Origin of the sequence: Planifilum fimeticola, assembly GCF_003001905.1 — a bacterium.
GTDB classification, from domain to species: domain Bacteria; phylum Bacillota; class Bacilli; order Thermoactinomycetales; family DSM-44946; genus Planifilum; species Planifilum fimeticola.
Genome location: NZ_PVNE01000007.1, coordinates 81,478 through 95,289, shown reverse-complemented (window position 1 = coordinate 95,289; position 13,812 = coordinate 81,478). Strand labels below are relative to the sequence as shown.

The window sequence follows — 13,812 nt, the reverse complement described above, 5'->3', positions numbered from 1 at the left end:
AGAGCATTTTCCCCGTGGCATGAGATTTGCTTAAAAGTGAGGGCAGGAGGTGGAGATTGTGCAGGATTGTTGGATTGTCGGGGCCGTGCGCACGCCGGTGGGCCGTTACGGCGGCGCGTTGTCCTCCGTCCGGCCGGACGATCTGGCCGCGGTGGCGATCCGGGGATTGCTCGAGCGGACGGGGGTTCCCGGCGAAGACGTGGAGGATGTCATTTTTGGAGCGGCCAATCAGGCGGGAGAAGATAACCGCAATGTGGCGCGGATGGCTTTGTTGCTGGCGGATTTGCCCGTCACCGTCGGCGGTGTGACGGTGAATCGCCTGTGCGGTTCGGGATTGGAGGCGGTCAATCAGGCCAACCGGGCGATCCGGTTGGGGGAAGGGGATGTGATGATCGCCGGGGGCGTGGAGAGCATGTCCCGGGCGCCCCTGGTGATGGCGAAACCCGAACGGGCTTTTCCGCGGGGAAATGCGACCGTCTATGACACCACCATCGGCTGGCGGTTCGTCAATGCCGAGCTGGCGAAGCGGTATCCCCCCGAATCGATGGGGGAGACGGCGGAAAATGTGGCGGAGCGTTACGGCGTCTCCCGGGAGGATCAGGACCGGTTCGCCCTCCGAAGCCAGCAGCGGGCGGCGGCGGCGATCCGGGAGGGGAAATTCAAGGAAGAGATCGTGCCGGTTCCGGTCACCGACCGAAGCGGAACCCGGTGGGTGGAGGAGGACGAACACCCCCGGCCGGATACCACGCTGGAGAAGCTGAAGTCTCTGCGACCGGCCTTTCGTGAGGGGGGAACGGTGACCGCGGGCAACGCTTCCGGGATCAACGACGGGGCGGCGGCCCTTTTGCTGGCGACTCCGGAAAAGGCGAGGGCATACGGCCTCAAGCCCCTGGGACGGATCGTCTCCACCGCGGTGGCCGGGGTGGACCCCTCGGTGATGGGGATCGGACCGGTTCCGGCGGTCCGAAAGGCCCTGAAGCGGGCGGGGCTGACGATCGACCAGGTGGACCTGGTGGAATTGAACGAGGCCTTTGCGGCCCAGTCCCTGGCCTGTATGCGCGAATTGGGCATTCCCGAGGAGAAGTGCAACGTCAACGGCGGTTCCATCGCGATCGGCCATCCCTTGGGGAGTACCGGGGCCCGTCTCTTGACGTCCCTTCTCTACGAGATGAAGCGCCGTCAAGCCCGCTTTGGGCTGGTGACGATGTGCATCGGGGTGGGACAGGGAATCGCCACCGTGGTCGAGCGGATCGAAGGATGACGCGTATGGAGGGAGGAGGCTGAAACATGCGGGATGTGCGACGGATCGGTGTGGTCGGCGCGGGAGTCATGGGGAGGGGAATCGCTTACCAGGCGGCGGTTTCCGGTTTTCAGACGGTGTTGTACGATGCGTATCCGGAAGTGGCCGATCAGGCGGTGAAACAGATCGCCTCTCTCGTTAAGCGGCAGGTGGAAAAGGGGTACCTCGAACCGGAACGGGGGGAGGAGGCGCTGCCCCGGATTGAAACGGCGGATGCGTTGGAAGCCTTTGGGGATTGCGATTTTGTCATCGAAGCGGTGGTGGAGGATCTGGACATCAAACAGGACGTCTTCCGAAAGCTGGATGCCGTCTGCGATGACGACGTGGTGCTTGCGACCAACACGTCGGCCAAGAGCATCACCGAGATCGCTTCCGCCGCCTCCGATCCCGCCCGGGTCTGCGGCATGCACTTTTTCAATCCCGTTCACCGGATGAAGCTGGTGGAGGTGGTCCGCGCACTGCAAACCGCCGACTGGGCGGTGGAACAGACGGAAAGAGTGGGTCGCCTACTGGGGAAGGAAGTGGTCCGCATCCAGGAACGGCCGGGATTTGCCACCAGCCGCATCAGCGCCCTGGTGGGGAATGAGGCCTTTTACATGCTGATGGAGGGCGTCGGCACCCCCGAAGAGATCGACCGGGCCATCAAGCTCGGCTTGAACTTTCCCATGGGCCCCTTCGAGTTGGGGGATCTGGTGGGATGGGACACCCGGCTCAAGGTGCTCCAGTATTTGCACGAGACGCTGGGCGAGAAGTTTCGTCCCTGCCCGCTGCTCGTTCAATATGTGAAGGCCGGCCGTCTGGGGCGGAAAACCGGATGGGGCGTGTACCGCTACGATGAACAGGGGCGGCGGATTCCCTCGGATCAGGATCATCCTGTCAAATGAAGGTGAGGTCTTTGAAACTGGACATCAAACCCGAAATTCGACAGTTGCAGATGGTCGTCCGGGATTTTGTGAAGGATGTGGTGGAGCCGGTGGCCCAGGTGATCGAAGAGGAGGACCGGATTCCGGAGCATGTGGTGGAGCAGGCGAAGGAGCTGGGACTCTTCGGCCTGTCCATCCCCGCGGAATACGGCGGATTGGGCCTGAACATGACCGAAAAGTGCCTCCTTTTGGAGGAGCTCGGCAAAACCCACAACGGGTTCACCAGCTTGATCGGGGCCCACACGGGCATCGGGACCGTCGGCATCGTGGAGCTGGGAACGGAGGAACAGCGGGAGCGCTTTCTGCCGAAGATGGCGACGGGGCAATGGATCGGAGCCTTCGCCCTGTCCGAGCCCGAGGCGGGATCCAATGCGGCCAATCTGCGCACGCGGGCCGAACGCAAGGGAGACCGTTACGTCCTGAACGGCATGAAGCATTTCATCACCAACGGGCCGGAGGCCCATGTGATCACCGTCATGGCCAGCACCGATCCCTCCAAGGGGGCCAAGGGGATCACCTCCTTCTTGGTGGAGAGCGATTTTCCGGGCTTCAGCCGGGGACCCGCCGATGTGAAGATGGGGCTCCGGGGCTCCCACACCTGCCAACTCTTTTTCGAAGACTGCGAGGTACCCGAGGCCAACCGGCTGGGGGAAGAAGGGGAAGGATATGTCAACGCGCTGAAAATCCTGGCCAACGGCAGGGCTTCCCTCGCCGCCCGCTGTCTGGGATCCTGCGAGAAACTGCTGGAGCTTTCCCTGGATTACGCCATGCAGCGGAAGCAATTCGGGAAGCCGATCTATGAGAATCAGGCGATTCAGCACATGTTTGCGGACATGTATGTGGAGATTGAAACCCTTCGAAGCATGCTGTATCGCGTCACCTCCCTGGTGGATGAGGGGAAGAAGGTCATCAAGGAGGCGGCGGCGGTCAAATTGTACGCTTCGGAGGTGTATAACCGGATCGCCGATCGGGCGGTGCAGATCTTCGGCGGCATGGGCTACATGCGGAAGCTTCCGGTGGAACGGTTTTACCGGGATGCCCGCATCACCCGGATTTATGAGGGGACGTCGGAAATCCAGCGCAACATCATCGCGGCGCAGCTGAAAAAGGAGTACGTCCGGTAGGAGGTGAGAAAGCAAGTTGCCGGCCATCCGACAATCAGCCGAGGAGGTGGTTCGCCTCGTCCGATCGGGATCAACCCTAAAGAACGGCAGGTGATCAGCGATGCCGGAGACGCCGGAACGGAAAACGATCCTTGCGGAAGTGGCGGACGGGTTGGGAATCATCACCGTCAATCGGCCGGAAGTGCGGAACGCCCTGAATTCCGCGGTGATCTGGGAGATGAGGGAAGTTCTTGGTTCCTGGAGGGAGGACGACCGGGTGAAGCTGGTGGTGTTTACCGGAGCGGGGGAGAAGGCCTTTGTCTCCGGGGCGGACATCGCCGAGTTGAACCGCCGCACCCTGCGGGACGGGTTGGCCGCTGTGCTGCAGGGGCTTTGCGACGAAATCGAGAGGTATGAAAAGCCGACCATCGCCGCCGTCAACGGCTACGCCTTGGGAGGAGGATGCGAGCTGGCCATGGCCTGCGATCTGCGGATCGCCCAGGAAAATGCCAGGTTCGGCTTCCCCGAACTCCATTTGTCCATCCTTCCCGGGGCGGGGGGAACCCAGCGGCTGGCCCGTCTGGTGGGGAAGGGGAGGGCGATCGACATGATCCTGACGGGAACCCTGATCGACGCCCGGGAGGCGGAGCGGATCGGCCTGGTGTCCCGGGTGGTTCCCCGGGGCCGTTTGATGGAAGAGGTGCGCAGCGTGGCCGAAGCGATCCTGTCGAAGGGGCCGCTGGCGGTCCGGTTGGCGAAGCTGGTGGTGCACGCCGGCTTTGAAACGGATCAGCGGACGGGGATGATCCTGGAAAAGCTGGCCCAATCGCTCCTGTACACCACCGAAGACATGCGTGAGGGGACCGCCGCCTTTCTGGAAAAGCGGAAGCCTTCCTTTAAAGGGCGATAAGTTGCCGAAGGGAAGCGGGGAAGGAGATAGGACCTGAAGGGAACGGCCAGGGGGCGCCCCCGGAGCCGGATGCGCGGGTTGCCAACTTTTACGGAAAGAGGGGTGGTTGCCGTGGACTTCGCTTACTCGGACAAGGTCAAAAGCCTTCGAGCCAGGTTGCTGTCGTTTATGGATGAAGTCGTTTACCCCAACGAAAAGGTGTATTTCGAACAGCTGAGGGAGAACCGGTGGTCGGTTCCCCCGGTGATGGAGGAGATGAAGGCCAAGGCGAAGGAAGCGGGGCTTTGGAACCTGTTTTTGCCGGACAGCGAGCGGGGAGGCGGCCTGACCAATTTGGAGTACGCTCCCTTGTGCGAGATCATGGGCCGATCAGTCATCGCCCCGGAGGTGTTCAACTGTTCCGCTCCGGACACGGGCAACATGGAGGTCCTGGAACGGTACGGCACCGACGAGCAGAAGGAGCGATGGCTGAAACCGCTCCTCGAGGGGGAGATCCGCTCTTGCTTCTGCATGACGGAGCCGGATGTGGCCTCCTCCGATGCGACCAACATGGAGACGACCATCCTCCGCGACGGCGACGAATACGTGATCAACGGACGAAAATGGTGGTCTTCCGGCGCCGGGGATCCGCGGTGCAAGGTGGCTATCGTCATGGGCAGGAGCAATCCGGATGCGCCCCGGCACGAACGGCATTCGATGATCATCGTTCCTCTCGACACGCCGGGGGTCCGCATCAAACGGATGCTTCCGGTGTTCGGATATGACGATGCCCCCCACGGTCACGCGGAGATCCTCTTTGACAACGTTCGCGTCCCCGCCTCCAATATCATCTGGGGAGAGGGAAAAGGGTTTGCCATTGCCCAAGGCCGCCTGGGGCCGGGACGGATCCACCATTGCATGCGCCTGATCGGGATGGCGGAGCGGGCGCTGGAGTTGATGGTGGATCGCGTCAAGAACCGGGTGGCTTTCGGCAGGCCCCTGGCCGAGCAGGGAGTGATCCGGGAGTGGATCGCCGATTCCCGGATCGAGATTGAACAGGCCCGCCTCTTGACCCTGAAGGCGGCGTACATGATGGACACGGTGGGCAACAAGGAGGCCAGGAAGGAGATTGCCATGATCAAGGTCGTCGCTCCCAACATGGCTCTCCGCGTGATCGACCGGGCGATACAAGCCCACGGCGGAGCGGGGGTGAGCGATGATTTCCCCCTCGCCTTCCTGTGGGCCCACGCGCGCACCCTGCGGATCGCCGACGGGCCGGACGAAGTGCATCGCCGGTCCATCGCCAAGCAGGAACTTCGGGAGCACCCGAAGGAGAAGGGAAGTTTGTGATCGGCCCTTCAAGGCGGGGCCGGGAAGAACCATCCCGGCCGACGGACCCGAGGGGTTACATCTTCACGGGAGGGAAGCGGTATGCGGGCATGGCAGGTGAGCAAGCTGGGGGATCCGGGGGAAGCCCTCAGGCTGGTGGAGCTGCCCAAGCCGTCTCCGGCGGCGGGGGAGGTGTTGATTCGGGTCAGGGCCGCGGCTGTGAATTTCCTCGATATTTTGCTCTGCCAGGGGAAGTATCAGGAAAAGCCGCCCCTTCCCTTCACGCCGGGGGCCGAGATTTCGGGCACGGTGGAAGCGGTTGGAGACGGGGTCGCCTTAAGGGTGGGGGAGCGGGTGCTGGCCACGCCCCCCTTGCCGAGGGGCGGCTTTGCCGAATGGGTCGTTGTGCCGGAAAGCCACGTCTATCCGATTCCCGATTCCCTCGGCTGGAATGAAGCGGCGGCGATGTTCATCACCTACCAAACGGCGTACTACGCCCTTCACCGATGCGCAAAAATCCGTCCGGGGGAAGTGCTGCTGGTCCATGCCGGGGCCGGAGGAGTGGGTTCCGCCGCGATTCAGCTGGGCTTGGCGGCGGGAGCGAGGGTGATCGCCACGGCCGGGGGGCCGGAGAAGGTTCAGTTGTGCAAACAGATGGGAGCGGAGGCGGCCATCGACTACCGCGCCGAAGATTTCGTGCAGGCGGTGAAGGAGTTGACGGACGGCCGCGGGGCGGATGTGATCTTCGACCCGGTCGGCGGTGACGTCTTCGACCGGTCCCGCAAATGCATCGCTTTCGAGGGCCGCATCCTCGTTATCGGCTTTGCGGGGGGACGGATCGCCGATGCACCCACCAACCACGCCCTGGTCAAGAATTATTCCATCGTCGGGGTCCATTGGGGGCTGTTCCGCAGGCGCATGCCGGATCGGGTGGCGGAAGCGCATCAAAGGCTGATGACGATGTATGAACAGGGGGCGATTCGTCCGCTGCTGCACGGGAATTTCCCCCTGGAAGAGCTGCCGGAGGCGCTTTATCTGCTGGCGGACCGGAAAACCCGCGGGAAATTGGTGGTGAATCCCTGACGGGGCATTTTGCAACATGAATTCACTTATAATTTGGATGATTCCCATTTGACTCAAAAAACCGTGTCCGTTGAGGCTTATATCCGGGATATCCGCTTGGCACCGATGTTGCAAGGATATTGGGCGGGCAAATCTTCGAACCGGGGGTGGAAAAATGAGGGAGGCTGTGATCGTTTCCGCGGTGCGGACCGCGATCGCCCGACGGGGCGGCGCCCTGAAGGATTGGGAACCCCACATCTACGGGGCGGAGGTGGTGAAGGAGGCGATCCGGCGCGCCCGCGTCGATCCCGAGGAGATCGACGATGTGATTTTCGGCAACGCCCTGGCGGGGGGAGGAAATGTCGCGCGGCTGACGGCGTTGCAGGCGGGTCTCTCCCTGGAGGTCCCGGGGGTCACCATCGACCGCCAGTGCGGATCGGGAATGAACGCCGTGGCACTGGCCGCCCTGGCGGTTCAAGGGGGTGCCGGCGAGATCTTCGTCGCCGGGGGGACGGAGAGCATGACCCGCGCCCCCTACCTGCTGGAGCCTCCGTCGAAGCCCTTTGACCGCAATCCCCCGAGATTTGTGCGCAGGCTTTTGTCTCCGGAGCATATCGGCAATCCCCCGATGGGGATCACGGCGGAAAACTTGGCGGAGAAATACCGGATTACCCGGGAGGAGCAGGATCGGTATGCGCTCGTCAGCCAGCGCCGAATGGCGCGGGCGATGGAAAAGGGGCTTTTCCGGGAGCAGATCGTTCCCCTGACGATCCCCGGGAAACAGGGGGAACTCCTCCTCTTTGACACCGACGAGCATCCCCGTCCGGAAACATCCCTGGAAGTTTTGAGCAGGCTTCCGCCGGCCTTCAAGGAAGGGGGAACGGTGACCGCCGGCAATTCTTCGGGGGTGAATGACGGGGCCGCGGCCCTGGTGGTCATGTCCCGCCGAATGGCGGAGAGTCGGGGGCTGACACCCCTCGCGACGGTGCGGGGGTTTGCGGTGGCCGGGGTGGATCCGAACCTCATGGGGATCGGCCCGGTTCCCGCGACGAAAAAGTTGTTGAAAAGAGAAGGGCTTGCCCTGGAGGATATCGATCTGATCGAACTGAACGAAGCCTTCGCCGCCCAGGTGTTGGCCTGCGCCCGCGAGCTGCCCCTGGATATGGAGAAGGTGAACGTGAACGGCGGAGCCATCGCCCACGGCCATCCGATCGCCGCCACGGGGGCGATTCTGGTGACGAAGCTGGTGTACGAAATGAATCGCCGAAACGCAAGACGCGGTCTGGTCACCGCCTGCATCGGCGGAGGGCAGGGAATCGCCGTATTGCTGGAGCGCTGACCCGAGGATGGATTTGAGCGGAGGGATGGATAATGCATCTGCGTCTCACGGAAGAACAGCGGATGGTTCAGCAGACGGTCCGCAAGTTTGTGCAGAAGGAATTGATGCCTCTGGAGCCGGAAGTGCTCCGGAACGAACGGGAAGGGAAGCCGGGGATCACCCGGCAAAAGCTGAGGGAACTGCAGAAGAAGGCGGCCGATATGGGCTTCTGGGGCATCAACACGCCCAAGGAGTACGGCGGTGCCGCCTTGGGGCACCTGATGCAGGCCATCATCACGATGGAAGTTTCCAAGACCTTCGTCCCTTTCACCTTCGGGGGACATGCGGACAACATCCTTTACTATTGCAACGAGGAGCAGAAGAAGCGCTATCTGATCCCCACCCTGAAGGGGGAGAAAATCTCCTGTTTCGCCTTCACGGAGCCCGGCGCCGGTTCCGACACCCGCCGGATTCAGATGTCGGCGAGAAAAGAGGGAAGCCACTGGGTATTGAACGGGGAGAAGATTTTCATCACCCACGGGAATGAAGCCGATTTTGCCATGGTTTTCGCCGTGACGGACAAGGAAAAACAGGGTCACGGCGGGGTGACCTGCTTTCTGGTGGACCGGGAGATGGGATGGCGGTCGGAGTATATTCATACCATGGGCTCCTGGGGGCCGGCATCCCTCATCTTTGAAAATGTCCGAGTCCCGGAAGAGAACATCCTGGGCGAGCTGCACGGAGGGTATAAGCTGGGACTGGAATGGATCGGATACCAACGGTGGATGATCGGTGCCCGGGCGGTGGGCAGCGCGGAGCGGCTGCTTCAGATGGCGATCGACTACGCCAAGCAGCGGATCACCTTCGGCAAGCCCCTGGCGGAGAGGCAGGCGATCCAATGGCAGATCGCCGATTCGGCGGTGGAGATTGAAGCCGCCAAGTGGCTGGTGCTCAACGCGGCCTGGACGTTGGACCAGGGCGAGGACAACCGTCACCTGGCTTCCATGGCCAAACTGTTCGGGGCCAACATGGGGAACCGCGTCGTCGACCGCGTCCTGCAGATTCACGGCGGCATGGGCTACACGAAGGAGCTGCCCATCGAGCGCTGGTACCGGGATGCGCGGGTGTGGCGGATCTACGACGGGACCGATGAAATCCAACGCATCATCATCGCCCGGAACCTGCTCAAGGGTTACGTCAAACTGGGGGATTTTCTCTAGGTCCCGTGGAAAGGGCGGGGCGATGGCAAATCACCATTCATGGGACAAGGAGGTTAAAAGGCGTGTCCCGGGAACAGGAAATCCTCGCCATGAGCGCTGTCGAGCTGGCCCGCCGGATCCGGAACAAAGAGCTTTCCCCCCTGGAGGTCGCCCGCGCCTTTTTGGATCACATCCGCCGGCGAAACCCGGAAATCAACGCCTTTTGCACCGTCGCGGAGGAGCGGGCCCTGGAGGATGCCAAAAGGGCGGAAAAACGGCTGATGTCGGAGGAGGAGCTTCCTCCCCTGCTGGGGGTGCCGATCGCGATCAAGGATCTGAGCCGACCCGGGGCATTCGGACGACGTTCGGGTCGAAGCTTTTCGCCGACCACGTTCCCGGCCGGGACGCCGTCTTCGTCGCCCGGGCGAGGCAGGCCGGTGCCGTGATTCTGGGCAAGACGAACACGCCGGAGTTCGGGTACACGGCCGTCACCGACAATCCGCTTTTCGGGAGGACCAACAATCCCCATGATCCCGGCCGGACGGCGGGAGGTTCAAGCGGCGGATCGGCGGCGGTCGTCGCCGCGGGCTTGGCTCCGATCGCCGAGGGGAGCGACGGAGGGGGGTCGATTCGCATTCCGGCCGGCTTTTGCGGCGTTTACGGGATGAAGCCGACCTTTGGCCGCATTCCCTACGATACGGGTCCCACCCGTTTCTCCGTGGTCGATCCCTTCTTGCACCATGGCAGCCTGACCCGTTATGTGGAGGATGCCGCCCTTTTTCTCGACGTGTTCCAGGGATTGCATCCGGCTGATCCCTTTTCGCTGCCGGTGACGGAGCGCTTTTTCCCGCTGGAGGAACCGGACCTGAAAGGATGGAGGATTGCGTACAGCCCCGACCTGGATTACTTCCGGGTGGAGCGTGAGGTTCGGACGGTCGTCGAAGGGGCCCTCCGCCGGTTGGAAGAATGGGGCTGCCGGGTGGAGGAGGTGTCCCTCGGCCTGGAAGACGGCGCGGAAATCGTGACAAACACCTTCGTCAACCTGTGGGCCGTCTGGTTTGCCGCCCACTACGGACATTTTCTGGAGAAGGAGCGGGACAGGATATCCCGGGGGATGGCGGCCACCATCGAACACGGCCGGCGTTTTTCGGCGGTGGAAATGGAGCGGTGGCGGCAAAACCGTTCGGCGGCCTACGAGAAGGTGGAGAAGGTTTGGCAGTCCTTTGATCTCCTGGTGACGCCGACGTTGGCGGTGCCGGCCTTCCCGCACGGCCGAAATCCCCGGGAGATCGACGGGAAGCCGATCCATCCGCACAATGGATGGATGCTGACCTCCTTGTTCAACCTTACGGGCCACCCGGCCGCCTCCTTCCCTTGCGGGCGCTCTTCCGAAGGCTTGCCGATCGGCATGCAGATCGTCGCCCCCCGCTTTGCGGAGAAGCGCATTCTGACGGTTTCGCGGGCCTTGGAACAATCGATCCGGCTTTGAAGGGGTTTCGCCGGGCATTGAAAAACACACCGGCCATCTGCTGAATCCTTCGATAAATACGAAAAACCGGAGGGAAGCCGATGGGACTGAACAGCTATGACATCAAAGGAAAAGTGGTCGTGGTGACGGGAAGTTCCCAAGGGATCGGAAAGGGAGTGGCGATCGGGATGGCCGGGGAGGGAGCGAAGGTGGCCATCAACGGCAGGAAGACGGAGAAGCTTCGGGCGGTCGCCCGGGAGATCGAGGAAGCGGGCGGGGAGGTGTTGCCGTGTCCGGCAGATTTGCGAGATTTTGAGCAGGTGAAGGCCATGATGCAAAGAGTGAAGGAGCACTTCGGCCGCATCGACGTCCTGATCAACAACGCCGGGGGGAGCTTTTCCCACAACCTGGAGGATTTGTCGCCCAACGGGTTTGACGCGGTGGTGAGGAACAATCTGCATCAGGTGTTTTATTGCTGCTCCGCCGTTCGCCCGATCATGGCGGAACAGGGAGGCGGAAGGATCATCAACATCAGCTCCGTCGCCGGGCTCAGGGGCACCCCGGGATTGGGCGCCTACGGAGCGGCCAAGGCGGGGGTGATCAATCTGACCGAAACCCTGGCGCTGGAGTGGGCGTCCTACAACATCGCCGTCAACTGCATCGCTCCCGGGATCATCCTGACAGAGGGCATGGAGGAGGTGCTGGCGTCCTCGGAGGAGGCAAAACGGGAACTGGAGAGGAGGATTCCGCTCCGCCGGCTCGGAGTGCCGGAGGACATTCTGAACGCCTGTCTCTACCTCGCCACGGAGGCTTCCTCTTATGTGACGGGGGAGACGATCAAGGTGGCGGGCGGGGGGACCGGACGGTTTTAGAAAACATCCGGAAAGCGGAGGGATGAATATGTTGAGCCGCCATTTCGATCATTGGCCCAAAAGGGTGCCCAGGTCGCTGGTCGTTCCCGAGACCAATCCCTATCACAACCTGGAGGTGTCTGCCGCCCGGTATCCGAACAAGGCGGCCGTCCACTATTACGGCGGGGAGATCACGTACCGGCGTTTTTTGGAAGAGGCGAACGCCCTGGCCGGGTTCCTGCAGCGGGATCTGGGGGTTGCCGCGGGAGACCGGGTGCTTCTCTTCATGCAAAACTCCCCTCAGTTTATGATCGCCTTTTACGCGATCCTACGGGCCAACGCGATTGTCGTACCCCTCAATCCGATGCTTTTGACCCGGGAATTGGCCTTCTTCGTCGCCGACAGCGAACCGAAAGCGGCCATCGTCGGCCAGGAGTTGTACGATCGAATCGCCCCGCTGATGGAAAAAACCTCCCTCAAACACGCCGTTGTCGCCGCCTACGGAGATTACGCCGACAGGGGGACGGACCTGTCCCTGCCGGACAGCGTGGCGGCGGATCGGAAGGAGATCGACCATCCCTGCGTCACGCTGTGGGATACGGCCCTGAAGCTGCAGCGACGGCCCGAACCCGTCCGCTTCAGTCCCGACGATATCGTTGTCCTGCCCTACACTTCCGGCACCACCGGTCAGCCGAAAGGGTGCATCCACACGGCCCGCACGGTGCAGGCCAATACGGTCGGGGCCGCGGTGTGGGGGAATGTGTCGGCGGGCAACGTCCCCCTGTCCACGCTTCCCTTTTTCCACGTGACGGGAATGATCCACGGCATGCACGTGCCGATCTACGCCGGCGGCAGCGTGGTGCTCATGACCCGCTGGGACCGGGAGACGGCGGCCAAGCTGATCGAAAGGCACCGGTGCACCCATTGGACCAATATCAGCACGATGGTGGTCGATTTCCTTTCCATGCCGGATGTGACCAAGTACGATTTGAGCTCCTTGTCTTACATCGGCGGAGGCGGTGCGCCGTTGCCCGAGGCCGTCGGTGAAAAACTGCATGAATTGACGGGGATGCGCTATGTGGAGGGATACGGTCTGACGGAAACCATCGCCCAAACCCATATCAATCCCCCGGATCGGCCGAAACTGCAGTGCTTGGGCATCCCCTCCTTCGATGTGGATGCGCGGATCATTGATCTGGACACCCGGAAAGAGCTGGGACCGGGAGAGAAGGGGGAAATCGTTGTCCGCGGCCCCCAGGTGTTCAAGGGGTATTGGAGGCGTCCCGAGGAGACGGAAAAGGCTTTCGTCACCCTGGACGGGAAGCCCTTCTTCCGGACCGGCGACATCGGCTATTACGATGAAGAGGGGTATTTCTTCATCATCGACCGGGCGAAGCGCATGATCAACGTTTCCGGGTACAAGGTGTGGCCCACGGAAGTGGAATCGATTCTGTACAAGCACCCGAAGGTGCAAACGGCCTGCGTCGTCGGCGTCCCCGATCCGCGGAGGGGGGAGTCGGTGAAGGCCTTCATCATCCCGCGGGAGCCCTACCGCGGCAAGGTGACGGAAGAGGAGATCATTGAGTGGTCGAGGGGGCAGATGGCCGCATACAAATGCCCGCGCCGGGTGGAATTTGTCGATCAATTGCCGATGACGGCGAGCGGAAAGATCCTGTGGCGGGCTCTGCAGGAGCAGGAACGGGAGAAGGCCAAAAGGGAATCCGGGGATGGCTCCTAAAACCCCCCACATGCGTGGAAGAAATGGAGAGAATATTGTAAAATGTGCTGTACCCGCTTCCCTTTCGAATCCTTTCGGCCGGGCCGCGGTGCGGGGGAACCGGAATCATCCAAGGGTGGAGTGTGAGTCCTTTGTTCAGAACCGTCATTCAGCCCCGCGTTTCCGAAACGGACGGAGCAGGTCACATCAACAACACGACGGTGCCGGTCTGGTTTGAGGCCGGCCGGCAGGAGATCTTCAAAATGTTCATGCCGGACCTGTCCTTTGAACGATGGAAGTTGGTGGTGGTCAACATCAACATCGATTACCTCCGTCAAATCTATTACGGAAGCGACGTGGAGGTGCGGACCTGGGTCCGGAAAATCGGAAACAGCAGCTTTGTCCTCTACGAGGAACTGCACCAAAACGGCCAATTGTGCGCCAAGGGAACGGCCACTTACGTCAACTACAATTTTGAGACCCAAAGGTCGGAGCCGATTCCCCCGCCGCTTCGGAAGCGGCTGGAGGAGCACCTGTTGGAGGAGAAAGAGGCGCAGTAGAATTTGTCATCGGAAATGCGTGCGGGGGTGGAATCGGCTGGTGTCGCGGTGAAGCCCCTGCGTCCTTACCGAAGGAATGCGGAATACGACTTC

General features: G+C 62.0%; 13 protein-coding genes. All 13 read left to right on the top strand.

The annotated features are described in order from the left end of the window. The first annotated feature begins 58 nt into the window (after window positions 1-58). The 13 genes from CLV97_RS06300 (at window position 59) to CLV97_RS06240 (ending at window position 13,719) form a co-directional block, all read left to right on the top strand. Window positions 59-1,261: a thiolase family protein gene (locus CLV97_RS06300; protein ID WP_106344676.1), complete on the top strand. Its 1,203-nt coding sequence runs from the start codon at window positions 59-61 to the stop codon at window positions 1,259-1,261. 26 nt (window positions 1,262-1,287) lie between these two features. Beyond that, window positions 1,288-2,184, top strand: a complete 897-nt coding sequence (locus CLV97_RS06295) for a 3-hydroxyacyl-CoA dehydrogenase family protein (RefSeq protein WP_106344675.1) — start codon at window positions 1,288-1,290, stop codon at window positions 2,182-2,184. An 11-nt stretch (window positions 2,185-2,195) separates the two neighbouring features. Further along, window positions 2,196-3,347 (top strand): acyl-CoA dehydrogenase family protein, encoded by a 1,152-nt coding sequence (locus CLV97_RS06290; protein ID WP_281257589.1) that lies wholly within the window; start codon window positions 2,196-2,198, stop codon window positions 3,345-3,347. A 100-nt stretch (window positions 3,348-3,447) separates the two neighbouring features. Further along, a complete protein-coding gene (locus tag CLV97_RS06285; protein WP_106344673.1) occupies window positions 3,448-4,236 on the top strand; it encodes an enoyl-CoA hydratase/isomerase family protein in 789 nt (262 codons plus the stop codon). 111 nt (window positions 4,237-4,347) lie between these two features. After that, the gene (locus tag CLV97_RS06280) at window positions 4,348-5,565 is read left to right on the top strand and encodes an acyl-CoA dehydrogenase (protein WP_106344672.1); all 1,218 of its coding nucleotides are present in this window, start codon (window positions 4,348-4,350) and stop codon (window positions 5,563-5,565) included. Between the two features lie 81 nt (window positions 5,566-5,646). After that, complete coding sequence (locus tag CLV97_RS06275; protein WP_106344671.1) at window positions 5,647-6,627, top strand: NADPH:quinone oxidoreductase family protein; 981 nt, start codon at window positions 5,647-5,649, stop codon at window positions 6,625-6,627. A 154-nt stretch (window positions 6,628-6,781) separates the two neighbouring features. Next, window positions 6,782-7,945: a thiolase family protein gene (locus CLV97_RS06270; RefSeq protein WP_106344670.1), complete on the top strand. Its 1,164-nt coding sequence runs from the start codon at window positions 6,782-6,784 to the stop codon at window positions 7,943-7,945. Window positions 7,946-7,977: 32 nt separating this feature from the next. After that, a complete protein-coding gene (locus CLV97_RS06265) occupies window positions 7,978-9,144 on the top strand; it encodes an acyl-CoA dehydrogenase family protein (RefSeq protein ID WP_106344669.1) in 1,167 nt (388 codons plus the stop codon). A 62-nt stretch (window positions 9,145-9,206) separates the two neighbouring features. Continuing rightward, window positions 9,207-9,569, top strand: coding sequence for an amidase family protein (locus tag CLV97_RS18775; protein ID WP_106344668.1), 363 nt, complete (start codon window positions 9,207-9,209; stop codon window positions 9,567-9,569). Further along, a complete protein-coding gene (locus CLV97_RS06255) occupies window positions 9,476-10,612 on the top strand; it encodes an amidase (protein WP_281257591.1) in 1,137 nt (378 codons plus the stop codon). Before CLV97_RS18775 ends, CLV97_RS06255 begins: the two co-directional genes overlap by 94 nt. An 80-nt stretch (window positions 10,613-10,692) precedes the next feature. After that, a complete protein-coding gene (locus CLV97_RS06250) occupies window positions 10,693-11,463 on the top strand; it encodes an SDR family NAD(P)-dependent oxidoreductase (protein ID WP_106344666.1) in 771 nt (256 codons plus the stop codon). A gap of 28 nt (window positions 11,464-11,491) precedes the next feature. Next, window positions 11,492-13,180, top strand: coding sequence for a long-chain fatty acid--CoA ligase (locus CLV97_RS06245; RefSeq protein ID WP_106344665.1), 1,689 nt, complete (start codon window positions 11,492-11,494; stop codon window positions 13,178-13,180). A 131-nt stretch (window positions 13,181-13,311) separates the two neighbouring features. Continuing rightward, window positions 13,312-13,719, top strand: a complete 408-nt coding sequence (locus tag CLV97_RS06240; RefSeq protein ID WP_106344710.1) for an acyl-CoA thioesterase — start codon at window positions 13,312-13,314, stop codon at window positions 13,717-13,719. Window positions 13,720-13,812: the final 93 nt, after the last annotated feature.

Bases quoted from the DNA above. Each gene is read 5' to 3' on its own strand.
- CLV97_RS06295 (WP_106344675.1), top strand. From the start codon at position 1,288: ATGCGGGATGTGCGACGGATCGGTGTGGTCGGCGCGGGAGTCATGGGG.
- CLV97_RS06285 (WP_106344673.1), top strand. From the start codon at position 3,448: ATGCCGGAGACGCCGGAACGGAAAACGATCCTTGCGGAAGTGGCGGAC.
- CLV97_RS06275 (WP_106344671.1), top strand. From the start codon at position 5,647: ATGCGGGCATGGCAGGTGAGCAAGCTGGGGGATCCGGGGGAAGCCCTC.
- CLV97_RS06270 (WP_106344670.1), top strand. From the start codon at position 6,782: ATGAGGGAGGCTGTGATCGTTTCCGCGGTGCGGACCGCGATCGCCCGA.
- CLV97_RS06265 (WP_106344669.1), top strand. From the start codon at position 7,978: ATGCATCTGCGTCTCACGGAAGAACAGCGGATGGTTCAGCAGACGGTC.
- CLV97_RS06250 (WP_106344666.1), top strand. From the start codon at position 10,693: ATGGGACTGAACAGCTATGACATCAAAGGAAAAGTGGTCGTGGTGACG.
- CLV97_RS06245 (WP_106344665.1), top strand. From the start codon at position 11,492: ATGTTGAGCCGCCATTTCGATCATTGGCCCAAAAGGGTGCCCAGGTCG.